The organism is Nonomuraea composti (genome assembly GCF_012034275.1).
Classification (GTDB): domain Bacteria; phylum Actinomycetota; class Actinomycetes; order Streptosporangiales; family Streptosporangiaceae; genus Nonomuraea; species Nonomuraea composti.
This window is the reverse complement of record NZ_JAATEP010000020.1, coordinates 87,261-113,760: the sequence shown is the minus strand read 5'-3', so window position 1 is coordinate 113,760 and position 26,500 is coordinate 87,261. Positions and strand designations below refer to the sequence as shown.

Here is a 26,500-nt window from a genome sequence, read left to right as displayed (position 1 = left end):
TCGAGTGGCAACTGCATGCCGCGGCATGTTTCATCTAGACTATATGCCGTGGCATCTACTTACCCGGGCGCGGGGCTCGCCCGTTTCTTCGACGACCTGGTCCGCTGCGAGACCCGCCTCTACAACGCCGTAGGGGAGAAACTGCGCGCCGAGCACGGGATCGTCGCCTCCCAGTTCGAGCTCCTGCGCTACCTTCGCGACCACCCGCGCTCACGCGTCGCCGACATCGCGACGAACTTCGCCGCCGGGATCGGCGCGATCAGTAAGGGCGTCGACCGGCTCGAAGCGCGCGGATGGGCCGCCCGGCTCCCGAACCCCGCCGACCGGCGCTCGTCCCTGATCAGCCTGACCACCGATGGGGCCGCGCTGGTCGCCGAGGCCGAACGAACCTTCCACGAACACCTCGGCGAGTTGCTCGGCCCCGCCATCTCCGCCGGCCAGGTCGACGCCGTGGGCGCGGCACTCGCCGCACTTCGTCGCGCACTCGAGTCCGCGCGGGTCGGCGTGCCCGTCGGATAGGCCAGTGTGACGGCGGGCCTCCGAAGGCCGGACGGGGCGGTGAACGGGAGCCGCCGAACACCTGGTCGCGCGCCTTCCCGACGCGCTGAAGGCGAGCCGGCGACGGTCCGTCATGACGTCCGGAGCATAACGTCATAGCAATATTGATCTTGGACAGGATAACTTCCAAGCCATAGCGTCAGGGGTGTGAGAAGCCGAGTTTCCACGGGAACAGGAAAGGCCGGGGTAGCGATGCCTACGCAACGAGAGAGGGATGAAGCCGAGATCCGCCAGGTGATCGGCACCATCGTCGAAGGGCTCCGGAACAAGGATCCCGAGACTCTGAAGCGGCTCTACGCCACAGACATCGTGTCGTTCGACATCGAGCCGCCGCTCCAGCACGTGGGGATCGACGCCAAGCTCAAGAACTGGGCGCCGGTGTTCACGTCCTTCGAGCAGGTGAACTATGAGGTTCGCGACCTGACGCTCACCGTCGGCGGCGACGTGGCGTTCGGGCATGCCTTCGGGCGGCTCAGCGGCACGCTGAAGAACGGGGCGGCGATGAGCGGCATGTGGGTGAGGGTCACGTACTGCCTGCGGAAGATCGACGGCACGTGGCTGATCGTGCACGACCAGGTCTCCGTCCCGCTCGACATCGCCAGTGGCAAGGGCGTCGTCGACCTCGATCCCTGATCCCGCCGCCCCCGGCCCGCACATGATCAGCAAGACGTGCGGCCGGGGCCGCGACCGCCGACCGTCCCGCGGTGCCTGTCTTGCCCCGCGGCGGCGGACGATCGATACTCCCCACTACACGGGGGGAAAGCGCCATGCACCATCACCGTCCACCGAGCAGGAAGTGATCGCAGTGGCCTCTTCGCCCCGTTATGTCCCCTCACGCCGTGACCTGCTGAGGTCCGGCGTCTCGCTCGGCGCCGCCACGGGCGTCGGCGGCATCGCCACCGGCGCCGCCGCCTCGGCCTCGTGGGAGCCGCCGCGCGCCCAGGGTGAGCGCAGCATGGTGAACGTGCCGTTCGAGGGTTTCGAGAAGGTCCGGGTCGGCCTCATCGGCCTCGGCAACCGGGGCGGGAGCCAGGACGTGCGCTGGGGCGCCGTCGCCACGGTCACCGCCGTGTGCGACATCCGTCCCGAACGGGTCAGCCGCACCATCGCCCGCATCATGCAGCAGGGCTTCCAGGACGTCGAGCCGGTCGGCTACTCCGCGGGCGAGCAGGACTTCCTCAAGCTCGTCCAGCGCGACGACATCGACCTGATCTACGTCGCCACCCCGTGGGAGTGGCACTACCCGCAGGCCAGGGCGGCCATGGAGCACGGCAAGCACGTCGCGGTCGAGCTGCCGATCTCCCCGCACCTGGATGAGATCTGGAGCCTGGTACGCACGTCCGAGCGCACCCGCAAGCACTGCATGCTGCTGGAGAACGTCAACTACTTCCGTCCCGAGCTGCAGATGTTCGGGATGGTCCAGGCGGGGCTCTTCGGCGACCTGCAGCACGGCTCCGGCGGTTACGTCCACGACCTGCGCTGGCCGTACCTGTTCGGCGGCGCCTACCACCCGGAGTACTGGCGGCGGCGCTGGCAGACGCGGATGAACGCCCTGCACTACCCGATGCACGGCCTGGGGCCGGTCTCGGCCGCCATGGGCATCAACCGCGGCGACCGCTTCGACGAGCTGGTCGCCGTGGCCTCCCTGCCCAAGGCGCTGGCGCTGTTCCGTGAGGAGGATCCGCGGGTGACCCCGGATCACTCGTCCTGGCAGGACAAGCCGTACATCTCGGGTGACCGGCACACCTGCTTCGTCACCACCGTCCGCGGCCGGTTCATCCGGGTCGAGCACGACGTGAACTCCCCTCACCCGTACACCAGGGAGACCACGCTCACCGGCACGCGGGGGTCGATCGAGCTCGACAACGCCCGGGTCTACCTCGAATCGCTCGGCCACGACGACCACACGTGGCGCACCGGCAGCGCCTACAACGCCATCCGCCAGCAGTACGACCACTGGTTGTGGCCGTTGCTGGAACGGCTGGCCGACCAGTACGGCGGGCACGGCGGCGGCGACTTCGTGTCCATCTTCCGCCTCGTGCAGCTGATGCGGCTCGGCATGACGCCCGACATCGACGTCTACGACTCGGCGGCGTGGTGCTCGGTGATCCCGCTCAGCCACGAGTCGCTGACGGCCGGACGGCTGCGCCCCGTCAAGGTGCCGGACTTCACCCGCGGCCACTGGAAGGAGGCCCGCCCCACCTTCGACCGCCCGCAGCCGGAGGACCCGCAGCTCAGGACCGGTGCGGCGGCCGGCCGCCGCGTCAGGGGGATCATCGAGCCGGGCAGCAGCGAAGCGAACGGGGACGCCGAGCCCGCACCGGACGGCGAGTGACCGCGGCGGCGAGCCGCGTCACCCCGCGGTTCCGGGCCGCCCGGGGATCAGGTTCGCGAAGAACGCGCGGAGGTCGTGGACGAGGAGGTCGGGCGCCTGGTGGGCGGCGTAGTGGCCGCCCCGGTCGTAGGTGTTCCAGGACACGATGGCGGCGTGGTCGCGCTGCGCGCACACCCTGATGGCCTGGATGTCGTGCGGGAACTGGGCCAGGGCCAGGGGCGTGGTGGTCGGCCCGGCGGCCGGTGGCTGCCGCTCGTACTCGGCGTAGATGCGCATGGCGGAGGCGGCCGTGCCGGTCAGCCAGTAGATCGTGACGTGGGTGAGCAGGGTGTCGGCGTCGAGGTCGCCCATGGCCTGGCTGTTCCAGGCGAGCAGCCCGACGGGCGAGTCGGTGAGCGCGAAGGCGAGCGTGTGCGGCTGCCGGCCGTGGACGTGCGCGTAGGAGCCGGAGTGCCGCTGCAGGTGGCGCAGCCCGTCCAGGGCCGCCCGGTCATCCGGGGTCAGCTCGCCGAGGTCGGGCTCGACGCTCGGCGGGTACGACAGCCACTCGCCCTCGGGCAGGGAGAACAGCTGGGTCACGTGCACCCCGGCGACGGCCTCGGGCGCGATCCGGCCCAGCTCGGGCGAGATGTGCGAGCCCCAGTCGTTGCCGGCCGCGCCGTAGCGGCGGTAGCCGAGGCGCCGCATCAGGGTCGCCCACGCGCGGGCGATGCGGCGCGGCCCCCAGCCGGTGTCGGGGGTGGGGCCGGACCAGGCGAAACCGGGCAGGGCCGGAATCACCAGGTGGAACGCCACCTCGGGGGACAGGCCGTGCGCCCGCGGATCGGTCAGCGGGCCGATCACGTCCAGGAACTCCGCCACCGAGCCCGGCCAGCCATGGGTGCAGATCAGCGGCAGCGCGTGCGGCTCCGGCGAGCGGACGTGCAGGAAGTGCACCCGCGTGCCGTCGATCGTCGTGGTGAACTGCGGGTACCGGTTGAGCCGCTCCTCCCAGACGCGCCAGTCGTAGGCGTCGCGCCAGTGCTCCGCCAACTGCTGCACGCGGGCTCGGGGAACGCCGTAGGCGTCGGCCGCGCCGTCCGGCTCGGGCGCCCAGCGCGTCTTGGCCAGGCGTTCGCGCAGGTCGGCCAGGGCGCTGCCGGGGACGCGGATAATGAAGGGGACGAGTTCCTGGCCCGCCCGCGGCGCCACTAGCTGCCCTCGATGATCTGGGCGACCTCCCAGACGTTGCCGTCGGGGTCGGCGAACGCGGCCGTGCGCCGTCCCCACGGGCGGTCGATCGGGCCGTTGAGCAGGCGTACTCCGTGCTGCTCCAGCTCGGCGCAGACGGCGTCCACGTCCGCCACCCGGATCGTGAACAGCGCCCGCGCGCCGGACCCGGCGCCGCCCACCGGGGCCGGCTCGACCAGCTCGGGCGCCTGCTCGCGCCGCAACAGGTTGAGCATGATCGAGCCGAGGCGGACGACGGCCGACTCGTCGTCCTGGTGGACGACCTCCAGGCCGAAGACGCCGGTGTAGAACGCGTGGGCGGCGGCGAAGTCATCGACGAAGAGGGTGATGACTTCGATCTCGTTCAGTGCCTTGATCATGGTGCTGTCTTCCTGGTTCAGATGTGCCTGCGGAGCCAGTCCAGGCCCTCTTCCGCGTGACCGGTGATGGTGAAGTGGCTGTCGTCCGCGCGCAACCGCAGCTCGGCGGTGGGGCAGTGGGCCGCCAGCCAGGCCCCGTGCGAGGCGGGGATGATCCGGTCGGCGGTGCCGTGCAGGAGCAGGACGGGGACGTCGATGGCGCGCGGGTCGCAGCCCCAGGCGTGCGTGTAGGAGACGTCGTCGTCGATCTGGCCGTAGGGGCCGGCGGCCAGGGCCGGCTCGCTCACCTTCCCCAGCCAGCCCCACGGCCCCTCGAAGAAGGCCAGGTCGACCGGGGTGAACTCGCAGTCGTAGGCGAAGTTCGACTCGTGCAGCGCCGTGCGCACCTCGCGGCCGGCCGCCGCCGTTCCCAGGGCGGCCACCCCGGACGGGACCATCCCGGCGAACCAGTCCAGCCCGTCGGCGCCGTACGGGGCGATGCCGGCCAAGCTCACCACCGCCCGCACGCGATCACCCAGGACGGCGGCGCACCCCAGCGCGTACGTCCCGCCGCCGGAGTAGCCCACGACGGCGAACCGGCCGAGGCCGAGCGCGTCCGCGACGGCCGCCGTGTCGGCGGCGACCGAGGCGACGGTGCGCCCCGGCGCGACGTCGGAGCGGCCATAGCCGGGCCGGTCGAACGACACCCAGCGCATCCCCAGCCTGTCGGCCGCGGCGAACAGCGGCTCGGGAGGCGCCCCCAGGTTGGGGGTGCCGTGATGCCACAGGACCGGCAGCAGGTCGCCGCCCGCCGGGGCGGTGTCGTACACGTGCAGCGTGCGGCCGGCGGCCACCTCGACGTCCAGCTCGATCATGCCGTGATGCTAGCGCCCCTGCCCTCAGGACCGCGGGCGATCACCTTCGTCCGCGGGCGACGCGCCGGCGTCCATGGAGATGACGAACGACCGGCTCGGGGCGCTCATCGCGCCCGGCCGCTCAAGGCGCTCCCCCACCGTTCGAGGCCGACCGGGCGGCCTGCTCGATCTTGGCGCGGTAGGCCGCGCGGGCCTCCTCGTCGATCCGCGTCTCGTGTTCGGGACGCAGCCCGGTCCGGCCGTCGAGGCCCTCGCGCAGGATGTCGGCGTGCCCGGCGTGCCGGATGGACTCGCCGAGGACGTGGACCATGACGGCGAACAGGTTCGTGCCGGCATGAGGCTCCGGCCACCACGGCACGTGGCCGGGGGCGTCGAGGGCAAGCGCGTCGATCGTCGCGTCCGAGTGCTCCCACGTGCGCCGGTAGAAGCCGACGATCTGGTCGCGGGTCTCGTCCTGCGCCGCCCACAGATCGCCGCCGTCGGAATCCTGCCACCGGGGCAGCGGCTCCGGGGAAGGACGGCCGAAAACCTCGCCGAAGTACCTGGCCTCGACGGTGGCCACGTGTTTGACCAGGCCGAGGAGGTTGGTCCCGGTCGCCGTCAAAGGTCGGCGGGCGTCGTAGTCGGACAAGCCGTCGAGCTTCCACAGCAGCACCTTGCGGTCCCGCCGCAACCTCCCGTGCAGGTGGTCCTTCACGTATGCGTCGATCATGCGGCATGAGCCTGCCATGAGCTGCGCGTGATCACAAAACACCGTACGCGATCCGTGGCAGCCGGCGACGGCATCCTGGTCGTGCGCGCATGTGGGCGCCGCCGTCGATGGCCCGCGCCTGGCCGTGGACCGGCCGCCTTCGCTCCCCTTCTCGATCGCCCGCCCATGGGAGCCATCGCGTCATGGGTGGTTGAGGTAGAGGAGGACGGCCTGGACGCGGCGGTGGTCCTCCTCGGAGGTGGCCAGGCCGAGCTTGGCGAGGATGGAGCTGACGTGGGTCTCCACGGTGCGGTCGGTGAGCCACAGGCGGCGGGCGATGCCGACGTTCGTGCGGCCCTCCGCCATCAGCGCCAGCACCTCGCGCTCCCGGGCGCTCAGCGCGGCCAGCGGGTCGGGGGCGCGGCGGGTGTCGATGAGGCGGGAGACCACCTCGGGGTCGAGGGCGGAGCCCCCGGCGGCCACGCGTTGCAGCGCGTCGAAGAAGTCCTCGACGTCGAAGACGCGGTCCTTCAGCATGTAGCCGAACCGGCCCCGGGAGACCAGGTCCACGGAGTGGCGGGTCTCGACGTGCTGGGACAGCAGGACGATGCCGAGCGACGGGTGCGCGTCCCTGATGCGGCGGGCGGCGCGGGCGCCGTCGTCGGTGAGGTCGGGCGGCATGCGGATGTCGATGATGACCAGGTCCGGGTTCGCGGCGTCGACGGCGGCGATCAGGCCGGGGGCGTCCTGGGCCTTGGCCACCACGTCGTGGCCGGCGTCGGCGAGCAGGCGGGCCAGCCCCTCCCGGAACAGGGCGGAGTCCTCACCGATCACGACGCGCATGGCAGCTCGTCCCCACCGTTCATGACGCGCACGGCAGCTCCGCCTCCACCGTTCATGACGCGCATGGCAGCTCCGCCTCCACCAGGGTGCCTCCGCCGGCCGGGCTGCGCAGGCGTAACGCGCCGCCGGCCGCCTGGACGCGGTCGGCCAGGCCCGCCAGGCCGGTGCCCGGGCGGATCTCGGCGCCGCCCGGCCCGTCGTCGCTGACCCGCACGGTCACCCGGTCGCCGGCCCGGGCGACGTGCACCCCGATCGCGGCCGGCCCGGCGTGCTTGACGGCGTTGGTCATGGCCTCGCTGGCGACGTAGTAGGCGGTCATCGCGACGTCCTCGGGCAGGTCGTCGGCGGCGACGTCGAGCGTCACGGGCACCGGCACCTTGCGGGCCAGCATGACCAGCGCGTTGCCGAGCCCGTCGTCGAGGCTGCTGGGCCGCAGGCCGTGCGCGATCTGGCGCAGCTCGGTGACGGCGGCGGCCAGCTCCGCCATGCACCGGTCGAGCAGGTCGCCGACGTCGGCGGTGCCGTCGTGCAGGTGGCGTTGCGCCAGCCGGATCGCCATGCCGAGGGAGACCAGGCGCTGCTGCGCGCCGTCGTGCAGGTCGCGTTCGAGCCGCCGCCGTTCCTCGTAGCCGGCGTGCAGCAGGCGGGCGCGGCTGGCCTCGGTCTCGTCCAGGGCGCGGCTGACCTCGATGCGCAGCCGGACGACCTCGATGAGCAGCGCGCCGGCGTCGGCGGCCTCGCGCAGCAGCTCGCGGGTGCCGGTGGAGCCGCGCACGATGGCGCCGATGGTGTGGCCGCCGAGCCGTACCGGGGTGCGGTGGGCGTCGGCGGGCCGGAGTGGGGTGCCGCTCGCGTCGACCAGGTGGGACGTTCCGGGCAGCAGGTAGCCGACCCGCAGCTCCGGGTCGCGCAGCGCGGCGCGCAGTGCGGACTCCAGCTCCTCGGGCTGCGCCAGGCCGGCGTGCGTACGGTCGCGCAGCTCCTCGATGGCGCCCAGCACGGCCTGCCGCTGCGGGTAGAGGCGGCGGTCGACCTGGCGTTGCAGCCGTACCCGCAGCGGGGACAGCGCGGCGGCGCAGATGGCCGTGCCCGCGGCGGCGGCGACGGGCGAGCCGCGGCCGGCGCCGAGGCCCACCAGGAACGAGGCGGCCGTGTAGAAGCCGAGCAGGATCGCCGTCACCAGGCCGTAGGTGACGGCGGCGCTGATCGCGCGGTCGATGTCGTAGAGGTCGTGCCGCAGCACCGCGATCGTCGTCGCCACGGGGATCGTCAGGGCGGTCACCGCCAGGCCGGCGAGCGCGAGGTCGGGCCCGCCGATGAACAGGTAGCTCGCCCAGCACAGCAGCAGCGTCAACGGCAGGGCGGCCGCGCCGAGCGCGAGCCACTTGAGCTGCGCCCGCTTCACCTCCTCGCTGGTACGCCGGTAGCGCAGCACCACCGCGGCGGCGGAGGCGACCAGCAGGCCGAGGAAGACCGGCAGCAGCGACAGCCCCGCCACCCGCACCGCCGCCCCGTACGCCGGCGGAAGCGCGAACAGGTGCGGCATCGACGCGAACGGCTGCCGGTAGGAGTCCGGGTCGAACACCCCGAACAGGACGAACAGCGCGGGGACGATCAGCAGCCCGGCGACCACCCACCGCCAGCGCCGCCCCGGCAGCCGCCCGTCGGGGAAGACCAGCATGAGCAGCGCGGCGGGCACGTACAGGAACATCCAGTCGCCCTGCGACAACGCCACGTACAGCTCGGCGAGCGGCAGCCCCGGGCGGCGGGCGATGGCCGCGAAGTACAGGTCGCCGACCGTGACCCACACCGCCGTCGCGCCGACCAGCATGAGCAGCGGCCCGACCGCGCTGCCCGGCCGCCGGACGGCGACCACCATGCCGAGCGCCACCGAGGGCAGCGCCAGGATCGCGCCGGCCACGAACGCGGTCGTCGCACCCGCGTCCCCGGCGATCACGGCCAGCACCACCCCGGCGGCGGCCAGGGCGCCGATCAGGGGCGCCAGAACGAACGCGAGCAGACGCGGGATGGCCACGCCTCCACGGTAGGACCCGGGCCGCGCCGGATGAATACGTGCCAGCACGGAGATCGATCCCGTGCCGGCACGGAGGCCGGTCCCGTGCCGGCACGGAGGCCGGTCCCGTGCCCGCCCGGATCCGCCCGCCGGGTGGCGCGGCCGAGACTGCGAGCAGGCAACGAACCGAGGAGGAAAGTCATGAAACGCTCCCGTCTGCTCGTCACCGGCCTGGTTCTCGCCGGCCTGCTCGGCGTCGTCGACGTCGTCACGCTGCCGCTCGGTGACGGCGAGCACCCGCCGTTCGCGGTGGCCGTCGCCGGGGCGGTCCTCGGGCTGATCACCCTGGTCGGCGTCGTGTTCGCCTGGCGCGGCAGCCGGGCCGGGGTGGTCGCCGTGGTCGTCTCCCGGCTGCTGTCGGGGCTGACCGCCGTGCCGGCGTTCTTCGCCGACGGGGTCCCGGCCGCGGCGATGGCGGCGGCGGGGGCCGGCATCGCGGTCACGCTCGCCTGCATCGCCCTGGTCGCGCCGTCACTGCGGGTACGCGGCTGAACGTCCTGTCCGCCGGGCCACCGCGCAACGTCCCCCGCGCCCTGGCGCTGCGAACCGCGCCGGGGCTCGCCCTCGCCTTCCGAGCTCGCCATGGCCGAGCGCAATCCCCGGCTCCGCGGCCGTCCTGGACAGGGGCCAGGACGACCCGGCGGGCCTGCGGGTGTTCCTGCTCTCCGGCCGGCACGTCAGGCCCTTCCTGAACACGACCGGATGAGGGGACGCGTCCCGAGGAGGGGAGGGACGCGACCCGGGCGGGCCCTGGGCCGGCTGTGCTGTCAGCGCGCAGCCGGCCCAGGGCCGCATCTCGCCCAGCGGCGGCCGGCCCGGTCAGAACAGGGTCAGCCCCGCGCCCAGGAGCGTGCCCACCACCACGCCCACCCCGTGATTGTTGGTGAGCAGGCACAACACGACGCCGGCGACCGGAATGAGCAGCGCGAGCAGCCGCAGGGCCCGGTCGGGGCCGCGTAGCGCGTAGTGGGCGGCCAGCGCGCCGACGAGCCCGCAGATGGCGACCGAGTTGCCCGCCCCCTCCGGGCTCCACGCCGCCAGGCTGACCGCCTGCGCGCTCACCCCGCTGACCACGTACACGAGCGCGGTCCGCCACCCGCCGAGCCGCCGCTCGGCGATCGGGGCGACGGCGATCAGGGCGGCCAGGTTGAACGCGAGCTGGAACCAGCCGGACGACTGCACGAGCAGCGCCGTCAACGCCCGCCACCACTCGCCGCCGGGATGCCGCTCCAGCAGGCCGACGACGTCCGGGAACAACGTCTGCACCACCGCCAGCACCACCATCAGCGCGACCAGCGCCGCCGCGACGACGGGAACCGGCCGCCGCCACGCCCGCAGCAGGGCGCGCGGGGACCGCTCGCCGGCCTCGCCGGGCGGCACGGCCATGGCCGTCAGCAGTTGCGCGCCGGGCGCGACCACGGCGGCGGCACACAGATACAGGACCACGGTACGCATGAGCACGCGCCCAGCTTGCCAGCCGCCCGCCCGCACCCACACACCAGGTCAGCGCCCAGCGGCCCGCCTCCTCCACAGGCGACGAACGCGCGGCCGCGCACGCCTCCCCCGCTCAGATCTCCCCCGCGCACGCCTCCCCCGCTCAGACCTTCTCCGCTCAAGTCTTCTCCGCTCAGACCTTCTCCGCTCAAGTCTTCTCCGCGTAGACGAACCGCTCGACCGGCGTCGGCGCGGCCAGGCCGCGCTCCCTTCCGGCCGGCCGGACGTACCGCTCCAGGTAGTCCTCCGTGCCGACCTGCTCGCGCTCGATCCATCCGTACGGCGCGAGCAGCCCGGCGACGTCCCCCGGATGCAGCCCGAAACGGAAGATCCGTTGTTCGGCGACGAAACGCCGGTACATGCGGCCGCCCCCGTACAGCTCGGTGCCGTCGAGGAAGTCTTGGAGCAGGTAGGTGAAGACGAGCCGGCTGCCGGGGGCGGCGCCGGACAGGGAGGACAGGGTGGCCCGCACGCCGTCCTCGCTCAGGTACTGGGTGACGGCCTCCCCCACGAACATCGCGGGCCGTTCGATCCGGAAGCCGTCGTCGGCCAGGGCGGCGGCGAGGTCGTCGCGGTCGAAGTCGATGGGGACGAGGGTCAGGCCGTCGGGCAGCCGGCCGAAGACGTCGCTGAGGCGCGCGTGCTTGCGGGCGATGTTCCCGGCCAGGTCCAGCTCGTACGCGCGAGCCTTGGGAACGACCAGCCGGCAGGCGCGGGGCCAGGTCGTCGTCGGTGATGCGGTTGCCCGCGGGAAGGTACCGGTCGCACGCGGCGATCACCATCGGGCCCAGCGCGGTGCCCATCACAGCCTTGCGTTCCGACATGATGACGCCTCCGGAGTCACGCCGATGAACACCGGCGCCCCCTGGTTCCGGCACCTGTGTACTCCTCGAAGGTAACCCGGTGAGGGCGCGGGATTTCCGCTCTGGCGGCGATGATCGCCGGGAGTTACCGTGAAGGCCGATCACGAGGACGATCCCAGGAGGTCCTGCGATGACCATCAAGCGTGGGGTTTTAGCGGCGGTGCTGGCCGCGGCGGCGCTCACGGCCGGTGCGGCGCCGGCGCACGCCATCCCGCCCCCGCCGCCGGGCGGTGACCTTCTCGTCGTCTTCAGCTACTACAGCGGCGACCAGGTCGTCGGTCAGCGCTGGTTCGGGTGCGGCCAGCCGGCTGGGCAGTGGGGTGTGCTGGAGGGGACGCAGAAGGTGTTCTTCACCCCCTGCTAGATCAGGTCACGCCGGTGGGCAGTGCTCGGCCTCTTTGGTCAGGAGGTTTTCTGAGGAGGGCGGGGGCAGGGTGTCGCCCGAGGGCCGCAGGCTCGACAGCAGCAGGGCCAGGTAGCGGCGGGGGTCGTGGTGGGCGGGGTCGCCGGGGTGGGCGGTGGCCAGGGCCATGATGACGATCGCGGCCAGGTCTCGTACGACGAGGTCGGCCCGGACCTGGCCGGCGCGCTGCGCCCGGTCGAGGACGGCGCCGAGCGGCCCCATGAAGCGGGCCGCGATGTCGACCGTGGAGGCGCCCGCCTGCCGGGCGGCCTTGAGCAGCCCGTGGTGGGCGGCCAGCGTGCCGACCGCCGCCGTCAGCGCCCCGGCCAGGGCCTGGCCTGGGTCGGCGGCGTCGCGGGCGGCCACCACCAGCGGCTCGACCTCTTCGGCGAAGTACGTCTCGAAGGCGGCTCTGATCACGCCGTCGCGGTCGCCGAAGCGCCGGTAGACGGTGGCGCTGCCGATGCCGGCGTGCCGGGCGATCTCCTCCAGGGAGACCTCGGGGCCGCGTTCGCGCAGGATCGCGATCGCGGCCCGGACGATCTTGTCGGCGTTGCGCAGCGCGTCGGCTCGCTGTCGCTGCTCGTGCACACGGTGAACGCTAGCAGCCGCCGCGGCGGGCGGTTACCAGGTGACGTCGAAGGAGGACAGCCCGTAGACGACGTTGAAGGAGCGGAAGCTCGGCGCGGTGCCGGTCTCGCGCAGCCCGGGTAAGCGTTCGAACAGCGCGGGGAAGGCGATCCGCATCTCCATCCTGGCCAGCGGCGCGCCGAGGCAGTGGTGCACGCCGTGGCCGAAGGCGAGGTGGCCGAGGTCACCGCGGGTGATGTCGAGCCGGTCGGGCTCGGAGATGAAGTGCGGGTCGCGGTTGGCGGCGGGCAGCGCGCACATCACGACCTCGCCGGCGGGGATGCGCACGCCGGACAGCTCGACGTCGGTGGTGGTGACCTTGCTGGTGCCGGAGTGGACGATGGTCAGCCAGCGCAGCAGCTCCTCGACGGTGGCGCCGATCCGCTCGGGCTCCTTTTTGAGCAGGTCGAGCTGGTCGGGGTGGCGGAGCAGGGCCAGGGTGCCCAGGCCGAGCATGTTGGAGGTGGTCTCGTGGCCGGCCAGCAGCAGCAGGGAGGCGATGCCGGTCAGCTCGTCGGTGGACAGGTCGTCGCCGTGCTCGCGCACCAGCATGCCGAGCATGTCCTCGCCCGGGTCGGCCTGGGCGCGCTTGACGAGGTCGGTCATGTAGGCGCGCTGTTCCAGGCTGGCCGCCGTGCGCTGCTCGAACGGCAGCGAGACGTCGAGCAGCCTGCCCGAGCGCCGCTGGAAGTCGGCGCGGTCGTCGTACGGGACGCCGAGCAGCTCGCAGATGACCAGGGACGGGATCGGCAGCGCGAAGGCGGAGACCAGGTCGGCGGGCGGCCCGGTGCGCTCCATCGCGTCGAGGTGCTCCTGGACGATCTCGTGGATGCGCGGCTCCAGCCGGCGCATGCGGCGCATGGTGAACTCGGGGGTCAGGATGCGGCGCAGCCGGGTGTGCTCGGGCGGGTCGAAGGCCAGCAGGTTGCCGGCCCGCATCCGTTCCCGCTGCTCCGCGCTGAGCTGGTCGCTCACCGGACGGAACGACATGGCGGCGGCGTTGCTGAAGCGGGTGGCGTCGCCGAGCACCTCCCGCACGTCGGAGAAGCGGCTGACGAGCCAGGCGTCGATGCCGAACGGGGTGGGCACCCGGCGGACCCCCTCCTCGTCGCGCATCGAGGCGAGCTCCGGGGCGGGGTGGAATCCGTTGCGCCGCATGTGCAGGGGCAACGTGACGGCATCGCTCATGGTCATCCTCCGGACGATCGGCACTGACCGCATGTCACAAAAACGAGAGTAGCCCATCATTTCGTGGCGCGCGCAGCCCGGATCGGGGCCTGCGGAAGGGGATTGTCACGACCGTGATCACGCCACCATGATCAAGGGCATCCGACACCCATGGAGGAGCAAGCACCATGCTGACCGTGATCGGCGCGGGTTTCCCGCGCACCGGGACGAGCTCGATGAAGGCGGCGCTGGAGCGGCTGGGGTTCGGGCCCTGCCATCACATGTTCGACATCGGGTCCGACCCCGACCGCGCCCGCCGGTGGGCGCCCCTGGCCGACCATGACGTGGTGCCCGACTGGGACCACGTGTTCGAGGGGTTCCGTTCGGCCGTGGACTGGCCGGCCTCGTTCTTCTGGCGCGAGCTGGCCGACGCCTACCCGCAGGCCAAGGTCGTCCTCACCGTACGCGACCCGCACGCCTGGCTGGCCAGCATGCAGGCGCTCATCGCCAACGGCCCGGCCCGCTTACAGGCCGACAGGCTCGCACCCGAGATGGCCCCGCTGGTCGAGAGCATGAACACCACCCGCCCGCTGCTCGAACGCATGATCCGCGAGGGCCTGGGCAGCGACCGGGCCTTCGGCGAGCCGCTGGATGAGAAGGACAGCCTCCTGGCCTTCGAACGGCACGTCGCCACGGTCACGGAGAGCCTGCCGGCCGAGCGGCTGCTGGTGTTCGACGTGCGGGAAGGGTGGGAGCCGCTGTGCCGCTTCCTCGGCGTGGACGTCCCCGCCGGGGAGCCGTTCCCGCACCTGAACGACAGCAAGGTGATGGAGGAGTCGATCGACCGGCTGCTGCAGGGAGAGAACATCGGGCTGCCGTTCCACCGCGTGAGCTGAACCCCCGGCCGCCGCCCTGTACCGGGGGCGGCGGCCGTTCACGAACAGGATGGTCGTCTTCCGCGTCCCGGCGTGACAAGCTGGAAGCGAACCGCTACCGAGGTGGAGCCGCTTGCAGGTCGTGTTCGACAGCACTGATCCCGAGCGCATCGCGGCGTTCCTGGCCGCCACGTACGGCGCTCCCGTCAAGATGAGCGCCGGCCGCGCCGGCTACCGGTTCCGGCACACCCGGCTCGGGCTGGGCCCGCTGTACGTCAACACCATCGACCACACCGCGACCACCGAGTACCACGCCGACCCCTTCCCCGCCCTCATCGTGGTACGGGCGCACCGGGGGGTGCGCACCGACCTCGACGAACGACCTGGCTCAGCGAGCCGCACCACCTGGACCGTGCCGACGCCACACCCGCACCACACCCCATGGCCTACCTGCGCCGCGTCCGGCTGGAACGCGCCCACGAGCAGCTGTGCGCGGGCCACCTGGGGTGACGGCACCACCGTCACCGCCGTGGCGGCCCGCTGGGGCTTCCTCCACCCGGGCCACTTCGCCGCCGTCTACCAGCAGACCTACGGCTGACCGCCCAGCCGCGCCCTGCGCACCTGAGCCGGCCCGCGGACCGGGATTTCGTTTTCCGGATGGCGACGGCGGGTGATCCTTCGCTTCGATGGCTGATCGGCGCGCGGATGCGAAGCCATGGTGGAGACCCGGAGGCGGATGGAGCGGCCCGTGCACCGTCGCCTCCGATCGTGCCCGTCCGAGGGAGGCGGTGATGGGCGTGGACGACCTCGCAGCGCGTACGGATACTGGCGGCGCCGGGCACCCACCCCGGCTGACGGCCGCATCCCCACCTCGGGAACGCTCGCACACACGACCACGGGCTCCCAGCTTCCGGGTGCCCCGCGCCGGCCGGGACCTCGGCGCGGAGGTGAACCCCTGTGCCGTGTACCCTCGCCCGCAGCCGGTGCCGCGCCGGGCGGTGGCGGCCGACACCGCCGACACCGTCGTGCAGGTGATCGACCGGATGTACGACGTCAGCGAGCGGGTCGTTGGCGAAAGGCATGCCCGGGAGGGTGCATCGTCACGTCCTACTCGGCCGGGTCCCAGGCGCTGAGCTGGTCGAAGAGACGACGGTCGCCGTCGAGCTTCAGGGAGTCGAACGGGATGCGGTTGTACAGCATGAGAACCAGTTCGCCGGCCGTGCCCCGGGCGGAGGCGTGGGCCACGTCCGCCTCCTGACCGTCAGCGGTGGCCGGCAGGGCGTCCGGCCCGGGGAGACGGGTGGTCCGCGCGCCGTCGGCGGAGAGCGACAGGCGCCAGGAGCGGCCCTCGGAGGCGTGGAAATCGATGGCGGCAGGCTGGTGCGGCCAGGCACTCGTCGTCGCGACGCAGGTGAACAGGAACTCCTCGACACCGTCGAGCGCCACCTCGGCCGGCAGCGGCTGCGGGGCACCCACGGTGATCTGGGCGTCGTAGGTGTGCACCGCCATCTGCTGGAGCTGGTGCCGGGCCACGGCACCGCAGGTCGGCGGCGACTGCAATGTCTCCCACCACGTCCAGCAGCCGCGATCCGGGCCAGCCTTCCGCAACGCCTCCACCAGTTGCTCCGTCGAGTCCGCCAGCCAGGCCAGCAGCGCCTGGCGCTCGCGAGGCACAGCCGGGGCGCCCTCCGCCGCCGACTTGGCCTCAGCGGGCCCTGCGGCGACGGTGGCGGCCCAGTCTCGGCGCCCCTCGCCGATGTGCTGCGCCAGATCGAACAGCGTCCACTCCGGGCAGGTCGGCACCTGCGCGTCGAGGCTGGACGCGGCGGCGACCGCGGCGCGGAAGGCGGTCGACCGCTCGTCGATCAGTCGCAGCAGAGCGGGGAACTCGAGTGTCATCGTCACCCCGAATCTCTATCACCCCGTTCCGGCAATCGCACAACGATCTACACCGCCGCCCTCGCGCACGGCCCCTCACCAAACGGACGAGCGCCCGGCCTTCCTGCTGTGCCAGCGCCATGGCCGGCGCACCGTCCTGGCCGAACGCGACAACTTCCGCGCCGCGGGCCAGGCGTTGATGCCCGCCCCGGTACGTGCGAGGGTGGTCATCGACGGAGGGGTCGAGCGATGGAGTCGTTCACAGGAAAGATGGCCGTCGTCACCGGAGGCGGCGCCGGCATGGGACGCGAGCTGGTCGTTCAGCTGGCCGCCGAAGGCTGCTCGGTGGCCGCGTGCGACGTCGACGAGGCCGGGCTGGCCGTCACCGCCGAGCGGGCCGCCAAAGCCGCACCCGGCGGCGGCGAGGTGCGGGTCACCACCCACCGCTGCGACGTGTCGGACGAGGCTCAGGTGACGAGGTTCCGCGACGAGGTGGTCGAGCGGCACCGGACCGGCCACATCAACCTGCTGTTCAACAACGCCGGCATCGGCGGTGGCGCCAGCTTCTTCACCAGCTCGCGAGCCGAGTGGGAGCGGACGTTCAGCGTCTGCTGGGGCGGGGTGTACAACTGCACGCGCGCGTTCATGCCGCTCCTGGTCGCCAGTGACGAGGGGTGCCTGGTCAACACCAGCAGTGTCAACGGGTTCTGGGCGGCCGGTCCCGGTCTGCCGATGAGCGCGTACAGTGCCGCCAAGTTCGCCGTGAAGGGCTTCTCCGAGGCGATGCTGACGGACCTGCGGATCAACGCGCCGCACGTCCAGGTCGCGCTGGTGATGCCGGGGCACGTCGGCACCGAGATCGTGATCAACTCCCGCCGGATCCACGGCCACTCCGATCCTGACGACATGACCGCCGCGGAGCTCGCGGAAGCCCGTGAGCGCGCCGCCGTCGTCGCGGGCGTTCCCGCCGACCGGTTGAGCGATGCGGAGGTCCGGGCCGCGGTCAAGAGCATGGGTGAGTGGTTCCGGGACAACGCGCCGCTGTCGGCCGCCGACGCCGCGACCGTCATCCTCGATGGCGTACGCGCCGGCACGTGGCGCATCCTGGTCGGTGACGACGCCCGCGCCCTCGACGCGGCGATGCGCGCCGACCCGCTGGACCTGTACCGGCCCGACAGCCCGACCCTGGCGGCCGTGTTTCCCAACATGCGCCACCGCGAGGAGTAAGTCGGACTCGGCAAGCCGGTCACCCGGCGATGCCGGAGATTCCGGCATCGCCGCCCGCGGAGAGGCGCCGACGTTCGTGCGGGCGAACGGCACCTGGGCCCCGAGCAGCGCGATGGGCTCGAGCGCCGCGCACCGCCACGTCCTGACCACCCGCGAGGACGGCACCACGCTCCGGCGAACCGAGGAGTCCATGGCCTCTCGGAGCCTCGGCGGCAGGGGGTCAACCGATCGGTGGATATCGGGGCAGGGCCAGGCCGAAGATCCTCGATGCATGGCAGTCATCGAGGTCAACGACCTGCGCAAGAGCTACAAGGGCCACCAGGCCGTCCACGGCGTCTCCCTCACGGTGGAGCGCGGCGAGATCTTCGGGATCGCCGGCCCCAACGGCGCCGGTAAGACGTCCGTCGTGGAGTGCGTGTCGGGGCTGCGGCGTCCTGACGGCGGCACCGTACGGGTGCTGGGCCTGGACCCGCACGGCGGCGACCGGCGCGCGCTCCAGCAGCGCATCGGCGCGCAGCTGCAGGAGGCGGCGCTGCCCGACGCGATCAAGGTCGGTGAGGCGCTGAAGATGTACGCCTCCTTCTACGACGACCCGGCCGACTGGCGGGCGCTCATGGACGAATGGGGCCTGACGGGCCGGAAGGGTGACCGGTTCGCCGGGTTGTCCGGGGGGTGGAAGCAGCGGCTGTTCATCGCCCTGGCTCTGGTGGGCAGGCCCGAGGTGGTCCTGCTGGACGAGCTGACCACGGGCCTGGACCCCGATGCCCGCCGTTCCACCTGGGGTCTCATCCGGACGATGCGCGAGCGCGGCGTGACGGTCGTCATCGTCACGCATTTCATGGACGAGGCGGAAGCGCTCTGCGACCGCGTCGCCATCATCGACGGCGGGCGCGTGACCGCCCAGGGCAGCCCCTGCGAGCTGATCGGGCAGGCCGGCGCCGGCATCGCCTCGCTGGAGGACGCCTATTTCGCCCTCACCGGAAGGTACTGACCATGAAGGGCATGAAGGGCATGAAGGGCTTCGGCAATGTCGTCGCCGTCGAGCTCAAGCTGGGCCTGCGCGACCCGATGTCGGCCTTCTTCGCGCTGGCCTTCCCGCTGATCATGTTGTGGGTGAAGCTGCGCGGCGGGAACAAGCCGCTGCCGGGCGGGGTGCCGCTGGTCGATGCCACCGTGCCCATGCTGGCGGCGTTCGTCATCGGACTGGCCGCGCTGGTGGTCCTGCCGGCCACGCTCGCCCAGTACCGGGAGCGGCGCGTACTGAAGCGGCTGCGTGCGACCCCGGCCGCGCCCGCCTTGCTGTTCGGCGCGCAGTGGATCGCCCACATGCTGCTGGCGGTGGCGGGGACGGCGCTGATCGTCCTCGTCGGCGCCGCAGGGTACGGGCTGGCGGCTCCCGCGAGCCTGGCCGGCGTGCTGCTGGCCTGGCTGCTCGGCGCGCTCAGCCTGGGTGCCATCGGTCTCCTGCTGGGTGCGCTGGCCCCCGGCGGGCGGGCGGCGACGGTGATCGGGCTCGGGTTGTTCTTCCCCATGGTGTTCCTGTCGGGGGCGGTCATCCCGCGCGAGACGATGTCGGGCTCGATGCGCGCGATCGGGGACCTGACGCCGATGGCGCCGGTGGTGCGGGCGATCAGGGACGGCTGGGCCGGCGCCCCGCCGTCGGCGGCTACGCTGGGGATCATGGTCGCGATCGCGGTGGCGGCGGGTGGCGGCGCGCTGAAGGCGTACCGGTGGTGACGTCCAGTCGGTGGGACCGGGTCATGGCGGCGCTGCCGTACCTGCTGGTCCTGCTGCCCGCGCTGTTCTCGCTGCTGCGGGAGTGGCGGGTGGAGGTGCTCGCGCTGGCGCTGTTCGCGGTGGCGTGGCACTGGCTGGTCGTGACCGCGCATCCCGGCTGGGTCGCCCGCCCGTGGGTGGTGGCCGGCTACGTCGTCGTGCTGCTGGCCGTCGTCGCGGCGCTGGTCAGGGTGGACACGGTGTTCACGGTGACCGGGGTGGGGACGTTCCTGCAGTGCTTCGCCCTGCTGCCGGGGCTGTGGGCGTACGCGGGGGTGGCGGTCACGGTCGGCGTGCTCGTCGCCGCCCGCCCCGCCGACGGCCGGACGCCGGTCGAGCTGCTCGCCTCGTTCGTGGTGGGGGTGCTGGTCACGTCCATGGCGGGGCTGGTCTTCCAGACCGTCACCGAGCAGAACGAGCGGCTCAAGCAGACCACCGCCAGGCTGGCGGCGCTCGCCGAGGAGAACGCCGAGCTGCAGGCCCAGCTCCTCACCCAGGCGCGCGAGGCCGGGGTGCTCGGCGAGCGGCAGCGGATGGCCAGGGAGATCCACGACACCATCGCACAAGGGCTGACCGCGATCCTCACCCAGCTCGAAGCCCTCGGCGACGTGCCGGGCGCCGGTGAGCGGCTGGCGACCGTGCGCGGCCTGGCGCGGGAGAGCCTGAGCGAGGCCCGCCGCTCGGTACGCGCGCTGCGGCCCGTGCCGCTGCAGGAGAGCCCCGAGTTCACCGCCGCCCTGACCGGGGTGGCCGAGCGGTGGTCGCGGCTGGCGGGGGTGCCCGCCGCCGTGTCCGTCACCGGCGCGGCCCGGCCGCTGCACCCCGAGGTCGAGGACACCCTGTTACGCGTGGCGCAGGAGGCGCTGGCCAACGTGGCCAGGCACGCCCGCGCCGGGCGGGTGGTGCTGACGCTGTCGTACATGGACGACGTGATCGCCCTCGACGTGCGCGACGACGGGGCGGGCTTCGTCCACGAGCCCGGCCGTACGGGCGGCTTCGGCCTGGTCGGGATGCGCCAACGCGTCACCCGCCTGGCCGGCCGCCTGGAGATCGAGACCGCCCCCGGGCAGGGCACCGGCATCTCCGCCACCGTCCCCGCCATCCCCGCCGCCGCGAGGTCGTGAACCCCATGCCGATCCACCTGATCATCGTCGACGACCACCCCATCGTGCGCGACGGCCTGCGCGGGATCTTCGACACCGGCGACTTCGAGGTCGTCGGCGAGGCCGCCGACGGCCGCGAGGCCCTGGCGGTGGCCCTGCGCACCGGCCCCGACGTGGTCCTGCTCGACCTGCGCATGCCGCACATGGGCGGGGTCGAGGTGATCCGCCGGCTGCGCGAGCAGCAGCCCGGGGTGCGCGTGCTCGTCGTGACGACGTTCGACGACGACGCCGACGTGCTGCCCGCCATCGAGGAGGGCGCCACCGGCTACGTACTTAAGGACACGCCCCGCGACGACCTGCGGCGGGCCGTGCTGGCCGCGGCCCGCGGCGAGAGCGTGCTCTCCCCCACGGTGGCCGGCGTCCTCGACCAGCGGGCCCGCCACGTCCCTCCGCCGGCGCTGAGCCCTCGGGAGGTGGAGGTGCTGTCGCTCATCGCCCGGGGGGCGACGAACCGGGAGGTCGCCGGGCGGCTGTTCATCACGGAGGCGACGGTGAAGACGCACCTGCTGCACGTCTTCGCCAAGCTGAAGGCGAAGGACCGGGCGGCGGCGGTCGCGGTGGCGTACGAGAGCGGCCTGCTCAGCCGCACGAGGTGAACGCCCGCCCCCGTTCAGAGCCGGGCCGTGCACCGGACGCATCCGGCGGGCGACACCGGCCGCACGTCGCTCCAGCCCGTGCTCCTGACGATCCCGGCCCGCCAGGCGGCGCCTTCCGGCGTGAGCCCCTGCTTGCCGAGCAACCTGCCGGTGCCGCGGTCGATCACGATCTGCTCGGTCGCGAACTGCACGACCGGCCCGTCGAGCCCGAACGTCCCCGGAACGCCGTCGACCACCTCGGCGCCCGGCGCACGCGCCAGGAGCAGACAGGCGGCGGCCCTGGTGTCAGGCGTCGCGGGTGAGCTGATGAGCCGCGAGGCGGTTGCCCTGCGCTGCGGACAGTGCCACTCCCCTGCTGCGCGAGGCGAGGTCCGCCGTGATGCGCTGGCCGGTGGTGTGGCCCCCTTGAGAGGCATCCGGCTGTTGTTCCGCGGGGGTCGTCAGCGTTCGCAGGTGGACAGGAGCCAGTCGGCGATGCCGGTGACCACGGCCGCGTCGACGTGCTGGGGCCGGTGGTAGTCCGCGGGCGTGGACGGGCCCGAGCCGGGGAAGAACAGGTGGTCGTCGGCGTCGTGGACGCGGATGGTGACGTCCGGACGGTGGGCGAGGCCGGCCTGCCAGCCGGCGAGGTCGTCGGCGACGGTCACCTGGTAGTCGCGGCCGCCTTGCAGGATGAGCATCGGTTTGCCCAGCGCGGCGGCGGTCGCGACCGGGTCGTAGCCGCGCAGGTCGAGCCAGTACGCCCCGGAGTAGCCGAACGGCAGCTCCGCGGCGGGCGTCTCGGCCGACAGGTCGGGGCTGTCGACCCGTGCGGCCTGCCGCGTGATCGTCTCGACCGCGGCCTGCGCGCCGGGATCCTGGGCGGCGAGATGGCGGACGACACGCACGGCCGCCCGGTGCATGGGCTGGGTGTCGGCGGCCAGGAGCACCAGCCCGGCCACCGACGGCTCGGCGGCGGCGACCCTCGGGGCGGCCTTGCCGCCCATGCTGTGCCCCGCGACGAACACCCGCGCCGCGTCGACGGCAGGGTGGCGCCGGAGCAGGTGGACGGCCGCGACGGCGTGCGGGACGTACTCGTCGTTCATCGTGAAGCCCGGGATGGCCGCCACCTGGGCGGCGTGGGTGTGCGTCACCTTGTCGAAGCGCAGCACCGCCACGCCGCGGCCGGCCAGCCCCCAGGCCAGGTCCTTGAGGGGCTTGTTGGGGCCGCTGGTGGCGTCGCGGTCGAACGGGCCGCCGCCGCTGAGCAGCACCACCGCGGGCCACGGGCCGTCGCCGCGCGGCAGGCTCAGTGTGCCGGGTACGGCCAGCGCGCCGGATCCCACGGTGACCTCGTGCTCGTCGAAGCTGTCGCGGCGGGCGTACGGAGGCGGCGTCCACGGCTCGGTGGGGGGTGGTGCGAGCCGCAGGTCCCGCAGGAGACCGGTGTCGTCGACCGCCAGGACCACGGTCAGCTCGCCGCGTTCGTACGTGACGGGGACGCTCACCTTGACCAGCTCGGCCTGCCCGGTCGCGGCCACCCAGCTGTCGGGGGCCGGCTCGCTGACCGGCGTACCGACCGCGGAGATCGCCCCGAGCACGGAAAGCTGGCTCTCCCAGGCGGCCCGCAGCACCTCGGCGGAGACCACCGCCCGCAGCGGCGGCGCGAACAACGCCTCGACGTCCGTGAAGCGCCCGCTTCGCGCCATCTCGACGACCGCCGTGGCGGTCGCCGCCGGATCCGTTCGCATGGTCATGCCGGCACCAACCTTTCTACTGTTTTGCGAACGGTAGCACACCATGAGAATGTTGGATCGTGGACACTTTGGAGCTGCTGGCGCATCCGGTACGGCTGCGGATCGTGCACGCGATGCGCGGCGAGCGGGAGCTCACCACGGGCGAGCTGTGCGCGCGGATCCCCGACACCTCGAAGGCCATGGTCTACCGGCACGTGGACCTGCTGGCAGCCGCCGGGATCCTGGAGGTGGCGGGCGAGCGGCGGGTGCGCGGCGCGGTGGAGCGCCGCTACCGGCTGCGCCACGACCGGGCCGTCCTCGACGCCGGCGTCCTCGCGGCCATGACGCCCGACGACCACCGGCGCGCGTTCGCCACGTCGATGGCCGTCCTGGTCGCCGAGTTCAACGCCTACCTTGAGCGCGAGGGGGCCGACCCGGTGGCCGACCTCATCGGCTACCGGCAGCACGCCGTCTGGCTCACCCGCGAAGAGCTGGAAGAGATGATCACCGCGTTCCGTCGGGTCATCCTGCCCCTGCTGGCCAACCAGCCGACGCCCGACCGCACCCAGCACCTGCTCAGCCCCATCTTCTTCCCGGTCGAGCGGCCACCCGCCGGCTCCTGACCTCAGCTCGCGCGGGCGGTGAGGCGTTCCCAGTTGCGGTGGGCAATGTCGGCCTTCTGCTCGTCGGTGAAGGGCGCGCTCTCCAGGAAGGAACGGGCGGCGCCCTTGCTGGTGTCGACGTAGGGGAAACCGCCGGGCCGGAAACCGTAGGTGAAGGGATAGTCGGTGGAGTACAGCATCCGGTCGGTGCCCATGACCTCGGCGGTCCAGCGCAGGTAGCGCGGGCTGTTGGTGCCGCTGCCGGCGACCCAGAAGTTCTGCTTGAAGTAGTCGGCGAGCGGCCGCTGCAGGCCGCCGGCCTCGGCGAAGAACCCGGTGTGGTCGAGGTAGAACAGGACGACCTCGCCCCAGTGCCCGGCGATCACCTGGAGGTCGGGGAACCGGTCGAAGACGCCTGAGAAGATCATCCGCAGGTACTGGACGCCCAGGTCGTAGTACCAGCCGATCGCCGCTCCGGCCAGCGGCGCGCCGATCGGGCCGATGCCGGAGTAGTAGGCGTCGATCACGGGCTGGACCGGCGTCTGCGGGTGGAAGTGCAGCGGCACGCCGAGCCGTTCGGCGGTGGCGTACAGCTCGTCGTTGTCGGGGTGGTCGGCCAGCTTGTCCCCGGTGCGGCCGTACAGCATGGCGCCGGGGAAGCCCAGCTCGACCACCGCCCGCTCCAGCTCGGCCGCGGCCGCGGCGGGTGACTGGGTGGGGATCGCGGCGAACGCCTGGAACCGGTCGGGGTGCGCGGCGACGATCTCGGCGAGCTGGTCGTTGGCCTCGCGGGCCACCGCGATCGCCTCGGCCTCGGGCAGGTCCTGCACGCCGGGCGAGGACAGGGACAGGACCGCGACGTCGATGCCCTGGTCGTCCATGTGGGCCAGCCGCCGTTCGCCGGTCTCGCGCAGGTTCCTCGCGATCGGGCTGTCGCCGAACCCGCGGGCGGGGATCTGGGGTGATCCGGCCCGCTTGTACGCCTCGTGGACGGCGGGTACGACGACGGTCTCTTCCACTCCGATGATGCGCATGCTGACGCTCCCTTGTGTTTCCAATGGCAACAAAGGAACGATATCACCACTATTATCAATGCCAGAACATCATCGTTAACGGTGATATCAGCGGGGGCGGAGGCCATCGAGGGCGACCGCGACATACCGCCGCCAATCCCCCGCGGCGTTGCGGATGACGGCCGCCAGGCCACAGATGACCATGTTGACGTCCTCGGCCGTCACGTCCTGCCCGGCCACACCCTGGGCCCGCGCCCGCCCGATCAACACCGCGATGACGGCGAGCAGCGCATCACGGGTCTCCCCCTGCGGCTCGGCCGAGCCCATGGCCTTCTCGATCACCTCGGACATGCCGCGATCCCCGGCCAGCACCTCACCCACGTGGACCAGGAACCCCTCCAGGCCCTGAGCCCCTTCACCGGCGAACGTGCGCCCCGCGGCCGCGAGGTCGCCGGCCCGACGCTCGGCGATGGCCTCGATCAGCGCCTCCCGGGTCGGGAACTTGCGGTAGAGCGTCCCGATGCCGACGCCCGCCGCCCGCGCGACCTCCGACATCGGCACGTCATGACCCGACTCGGCGAACAACACGCGCGCGGCCTCCAGGACCCGATCGCGATTGCGCTCGGCATCGGTACGCGGCTTGCGGCGCTGCGGAGTTGACATCCCGGACGCTCCCCTGCCTAGACTTCTATACGGAATCCGGATTCCTTATTCCGCATTATGTCATGAGAGGTGACGCCATGCCGAAGGAGCGTTCGACCACTTCGAGGGGACGTTCCGGCCAGGCGCTCCTGGTGTGGGGGCTGCTGGTGGTGGCGGCCAACCTGCGGCCGAGCCTGACCGTCGTGGGGCCACTGCTGGATCGGGTGCAGGCCGATCTGGGGCTGGCTCCGGCCGTGGCCGGGCTGCTCAGCACGCTGCCGCTGCTGGCGTTCGCGGCGATGTCGCCGGTGGTGCCGCGGCTGGCGGCGCGGTGGGGGCCCGAGCGGCTCCTCTGGTGGGCGCTCGTGGTGCTGGCGTTCGGGATCGGGGTCCGGTGGGTGCCGTCGGCGATCGGGCTGTTCGCCGGAACCGTCCTGATCGGGGCGGGGGTCGCCGTGGGCAACGTGCTGCTGCCGAGCCTGATCAAACGCGACTTCCCCACCCGGGTGGGGCTGCTGACCAGCGCGTACGCCACCGTCATGGGCGCCGTCGCCGCCGTGGCCTCCGGGGTGGCCGTGCCGATCAGCCAGGCCGCCGCCGGCGGCTGGTCCACCGCGTTCGGCTGCTGGATCGTGCTCGCGCTCGTCGCCGTCGTGCTGTGGCTCCCGCAGGTACGGGCGCCGCGACCGGCCGCGGAGACGATCCGCCGGCACCGGCTGCCGTGGGGATCGGCGCTGGCGTGGGCCGTCACGGCGTTCATGGGGTTGCAGTCGCTGGGCTTCTACGTCGCCGTCACGTGGCTGCCTCAGGTGTTCCAGGACAGCGGGGTGAGCGCGGCCACGGCGGGATGGCTGCTGTTCCTGTTCCAGGCGGTCGCGGTGCTGACCAGCCTGGCGGCGCCGGCCGCGCTGCGGCGGGCCGGCGACCAGCGCGCGGCGGCGACGCTCTCCTCCGCGGTCGTGCTCGGCGGCTACCTCGGACTGCTGGTGGCGCCGGGGTGGGCGTGGCTGTGGAGCGTCGTTCTCGGGCTGGGCGGCGGGGCGTGCCTGGTGCTCGCGCTGGCCTTCCTCAGCCTGCGCGCCCAGGACGCGACCGTGGCGGGCACGTTGTCGGCGATGGCGCAGTCGGTCGGCTACCTGGTGGCCGCCGCAGGGCCGGTGATCTTCGGGTTGCTGCACACGGTCAGCTCCGGCTGGCACGCGCCGCTCGTTCTGATGTGCGTCGCCGCGGCCGGGCAGGTGGTCTTCGCGATGGTGGCCGGCAGAGGCACGGTGGCACCCGCCGACGACCAGACTCTTGAACGCGCTCCCTCGCCCGGGCGGAGTTGACCGTCGAGCCCACGACAGAAGCGTGCCCGGCGGCCCGGGCGATGTCCTGACCCGTTCTGCCGGCCGAGGGCAGGCTCAAGACCTCTGCGGGTGAGGGCAGGTTCAAGACCTTTGCGGCCGAGGGCAGGCTCGAGACCGCAGTCGTGATCTCGCAGGTGCCGCCGACGTCACGTTCCGGCCGTCC

The 26,500-nt window shown here is 72.6% G+C and carries 29 protein-coding genes; 14 read left to right on the top strand and 15 right to left on the bottom strand.

All coding sequences use genetic code 11. The features are described from left to right. The first annotated feature begins 48 nt into the window (after window positions 1–48). The 3 genes from HCN51_RS27155 (at window position 49) to HCN51_RS27145 (ending at window position 2,893) form a co-directional block, all read left to right on the top strand. Window positions 49–519, top strand: a complete 471-nt coding sequence (locus HCN51_RS27155) for a MarR family transcriptional regulator (RefSeq protein WP_206067927.1) — start codon at window positions 49–51, stop codon at window positions 517–519. A 273-nt stretch (window positions 520–792) separates the two neighbouring features. Continuing rightward, a complete protein-coding gene (locus HCN51_RS27150) occupies window positions 793–1,191 on the top strand; it encodes a YybH family protein (protein WP_346433817.1) in 399 nt (132 codons plus the stop codon). Window positions 1,192–1,363: 172 nt separating this feature from the next. Next, complete coding sequence (locus HCN51_RS27145) at window positions 1,364–2,893, top strand: Gfo/Idh/MocA family oxidoreductase (protein ID WP_206067924.1); 1,530 nt, start codon at window positions 1,364–1,366, stop codon at window positions 2,891–2,893. Between the two features lie 18 nt (window positions 2,894–2,911). Here the strand turns inward: HCN51_RS27145 and HCN51_RS27140 are convergent, their stop codons facing one another. The 6 genes from HCN51_RS27140 to HCN51_RS27115 form a co-directional block, all read right to left on the bottom strand. Then, on the bottom strand, window positions 2,912–4,084 hold the full coding sequence (locus HCN51_RS27140; protein WP_168012883.1) for an alpha/beta fold hydrolase: 1,173 nt from the start codon (window positions 4,082–4,084) through the stop codon (window positions 2,912–2,914). Next, window positions 4,084–4,482 (bottom strand): VOC family protein, encoded by a 399-nt coding sequence (locus tag HCN51_RS27135; RefSeq protein ID WP_168012881.1) that lies wholly within the window; start codon window positions 4,480–4,482, stop codon window positions 4,084–4,086. Before HCN51_RS27135 ends, HCN51_RS27140 begins: the two co-directional genes overlap by 1 nt. Window positions 4,483–4,499: 17 nt before the next feature. Then, the gene (locus HCN51_RS27130; RefSeq protein ID WP_168012879.1) at window positions 4,500–5,336 is read right to left on the bottom strand and encodes an alpha/beta fold hydrolase; all 837 of its coding nucleotides are present in this window, start codon (window positions 5,334–5,336) and stop codon (window positions 4,500–4,502) included. A gap of 121 nt (window positions 5,337–5,457) precedes the next feature. Continuing rightward, window positions 5,458–6,048, bottom strand: a complete 591-nt coding sequence (locus HCN51_RS27125; RefSeq protein WP_168012877.1) for a DinB family protein — start codon at window positions 6,046–6,048, stop codon at window positions 5,458–5,460. 180 nt (window positions 6,049–6,228) lie between these two features. Beyond that, window positions 6,229–6,870 (bottom strand): response regulator transcription factor, encoded by a 642-nt coding sequence (locus HCN51_RS27120; protein ID WP_168012875.1) that lies wholly within the window; start codon window positions 6,868–6,870, stop codon window positions 6,229–6,231. Between the two features lie 52 nt (window positions 6,871–6,922). Further along, entirely contained in the window at window positions 6,923–8,905 is a 1,983-nt protein-coding gene (locus HCN51_RS27115; protein WP_206067922.1) for a histidine kinase, read from the bottom strand. A 180-nt stretch (window positions 8,906–9,085) separates the two neighbouring features. Here HCN51_RS27115 and HCN51_RS27110 point away from each other — a divergent pair, with 180 nt between their 5' ends. Further along, window positions 9,086–9,436, top strand: a complete 351-nt coding sequence (locus HCN51_RS27110) for a hypothetical protein (RefSeq protein ID WP_168012873.1) — start codon at window positions 9,086–9,088, stop codon at window positions 9,434–9,436. A 327-nt stretch (window positions 9,437–9,763) separates the two neighbouring features. Here the strand turns inward: HCN51_RS27110 and HCN51_RS27105 are convergent, their stop codons facing one another. Beyond that, window positions 9,764–10,399: a rhomboid family intramembrane serine protease gene (locus tag HCN51_RS27105; RefSeq protein WP_240973300.1), complete on the bottom strand. Its 636-nt coding sequence runs from the start codon at window positions 10,397–10,399 to the stop codon at window positions 9,764–9,766. Window positions 10,400–10,586: 187 nt separating this feature from the next. Continuing rightward, the gene (locus HCN51_RS27100; protein WP_168013057.1) at window positions 10,587–11,141 is read right to left on the bottom strand and encodes a class I SAM-dependent methyltransferase; all 555 of its coding nucleotides are present in this window, start codon (window positions 11,139–11,141) and stop codon (window positions 10,587–10,589) included. A gap of 290 nt (window positions 11,142–11,431) precedes the next feature. On the opposite strand from HCN51_RS27100, the gene HCN51_RS27095 reads away from it, so the two are divergent. Continuing rightward, window positions 11,432–11,665, top strand: coding sequence for a hypothetical protein (locus tag HCN51_RS27095; protein WP_168012869.1), 234 nt, complete (start codon window positions 11,432–11,434; stop codon window positions 11,663–11,665). Between the two features lie 6 nt (window positions 11,666–11,671). On the opposite strand, the gene HCN51_RS27090 is transcribed toward HCN51_RS27095, so the two are convergent. After that, window positions 11,672–12,295: an SbtR family transcriptional regulator gene (locus HCN51_RS27090; RefSeq protein ID WP_168012867.1), complete on the bottom strand. Its 624-nt coding sequence runs from the start codon at window positions 12,293–12,295 to the stop codon at window positions 11,672–11,674. Window positions 12,296–12,328: 33 nt separating this feature from the next. After that, on the bottom strand, window positions 12,329–13,522 hold the full coding sequence (locus HCN51_RS27085) for a cytochrome P450 (protein WP_168012865.1): 1,194 nt from the start codon (window positions 13,520–13,522) through the stop codon (window positions 12,329–12,331). 167 nt (window positions 13,523–13,689) lie between these two features. On the opposite strand from HCN51_RS27085, the gene HCN51_RS27080 reads away from it, so the two are divergent. Together HCN51_RS27080 and HCN51_RS27075 are read left to right on the top strand one after the other, a co-directional pair. Further along, window positions 13,690–14,397 (top strand): sulfotransferase family protein, encoded by a 708-nt coding sequence (locus HCN51_RS27080; protein WP_206067919.1) that lies wholly within the window; start codon window positions 13,690–13,692, stop codon window positions 14,395–14,397. A 112-nt stretch (window positions 14,398–14,509) separates the two neighbouring features. Then, window positions 14,510–14,974 (top strand): helix-turn-helix transcriptional regulator, encoded by a 465-nt coding sequence (locus HCN51_RS27075; protein ID WP_168012863.1) that lies wholly within the window; start codon window positions 14,510–14,512, stop codon window positions 14,972–14,974. A gap of 509 nt (window positions 14,975–15,483) precedes the next feature. Here the strand turns inward: HCN51_RS27075 and HCN51_RS27070 are convergent. Then, window positions 15,484–16,275, bottom strand: coding sequence for a maleylpyruvate isomerase N-terminal domain-containing protein (locus tag HCN51_RS27070; RefSeq protein WP_168013053.1), 792 nt, complete (start codon window positions 16,273–16,275; stop codon window positions 15,484–15,486). 228 nt (window positions 16,276–16,503) lie between these two features. Here HCN51_RS27070 and HCN51_RS27065 point away from each other — a divergent pair, with 228 nt between their 5' ends. From HCN51_RS27065 to HCN51_RS27045, 5 genes are all read left to right on the top strand, one after another. Continuing rightward, a complete protein-coding gene (locus HCN51_RS27065) occupies window positions 16,504–17,481 on the top strand; it encodes an SDR family NAD(P)-dependent oxidoreductase (RefSeq protein WP_168012861.1) in 978 nt (325 codons plus the stop codon). 271 nt (window positions 17,482–17,752) lie between these two features. Next, window positions 17,753–18,472, top strand: a complete 720-nt coding sequence (locus HCN51_RS27060; protein WP_168012859.1) for an ABC transporter ATP-binding protein — start codon at window positions 17,753–17,755, stop codon at window positions 18,470–18,472. A 2-nt stretch (window positions 18,473–18,474) separates the two neighbouring features. Continuing rightward, window positions 18,475–19,218, top strand: a complete 744-nt coding sequence (locus HCN51_RS27055; RefSeq protein WP_168012857.1) for an ABC transporter permease — start codon at window positions 18,475–18,477, stop codon at window positions 19,216–19,218. Further along, window positions 19,215–20,381 carry a sensor histidine kinase gene (locus HCN51_RS27050; protein WP_346433816.1) on the top strand — a complete coding sequence of 389 codons (1,167 nt, stop codon included), beginning with the start codon at window positions 19,215–19,217 and terminating at the stop codon, window positions 20,379–20,381. Before HCN51_RS27055 ends, HCN51_RS27050 begins: the two co-directional genes overlap by 4 nt. A 5-nt stretch (window positions 20,382–20,386) precedes the next feature. Next, on the top strand, window positions 20,387–21,016 hold the full coding sequence (locus HCN51_RS27045) for a response regulator (protein ID WP_168012855.1): 630 nt from the start codon (window positions 20,387–20,389) through the stop codon (window positions 21,014–21,016). A 14-nt stretch (window positions 21,017–21,030) separates the two neighbouring features. Here the strand turns inward: HCN51_RS27045 and HCN51_RS27040 are convergent, their stop codons facing one another. Together HCN51_RS27040 and HCN51_RS27035 are read right to left on the bottom strand one after the other, a co-directional pair. Further along, complete coding sequence (locus tag HCN51_RS27040; RefSeq protein ID WP_168012853.1) at window positions 21,031–21,252, bottom strand: hypothetical protein; 222 nt, start codon at window positions 21,250–21,252, stop codon at window positions 21,031–21,033. 204 nt (window positions 21,253–21,456) lie between these two features. Further along, window positions 21,457–22,752, bottom strand: coding sequence for an alpha/beta hydrolase (locus HCN51_RS27035; protein ID WP_168012851.1), 1,296 nt, complete (start codon window positions 22,750–22,752; stop codon window positions 21,457–21,459). Between the two features lie 59 nt (window positions 22,753–22,811). Here HCN51_RS27035 and HCN51_RS27030 point away from each other — a divergent pair, with 59 nt between their 5' ends. Continuing rightward, window positions 22,812–23,354 carry a helix-turn-helix domain-containing protein gene (locus HCN51_RS27030; RefSeq protein ID WP_168012849.1) on the top strand — a complete coding sequence of 181 codons (543 nt, stop codon included), beginning with the start codon at window positions 22,812–22,814 and terminating at the stop codon, window positions 23,352–23,354. 2 nt (window positions 23,355–23,356) lie between these two features. Here HCN51_RS27030 and HCN51_RS27025 read toward each other — a convergent pair whose 3' ends face one another. Both HCN51_RS27025 and HCN51_RS27020 read right to left on the bottom strand, forming a co-directional pair. Beyond that, window positions 23,357–24,367 (bottom strand): amidohydrolase family protein, encoded by a 1,011-nt coding sequence (locus HCN51_RS27025; protein WP_168012847.1) that lies wholly within the window; start codon window positions 24,365–24,367, stop codon window positions 23,357–23,359. An 87-nt stretch (window positions 24,368–24,454) separates the two neighbouring features. Next, a complete protein-coding gene (locus HCN51_RS27020) occupies window positions 24,455–25,009 on the bottom strand; it encodes a TetR/AcrR family transcriptional regulator (protein ID WP_168012845.1) in 555 nt (184 codons plus the stop codon). A gap of 77 nt (window positions 25,010–25,086) precedes the next feature. Between HCN51_RS27020 and HCN51_RS27015 the strand changes: the two genes are divergently transcribed. After that, window positions 25,087–26,316 carry a CynX/NimT family MFS transporter gene (locus tag HCN51_RS27015; protein WP_168012843.1) on the top strand — a complete coding sequence of 410 codons (1,230 nt, stop codon included), beginning with the start codon at window positions 25,087–25,089 and terminating at the stop codon, window positions 26,314–26,316. The last annotated feature ends 184 nt before the right edge of the window (window positions 26,317–26,500 follow it).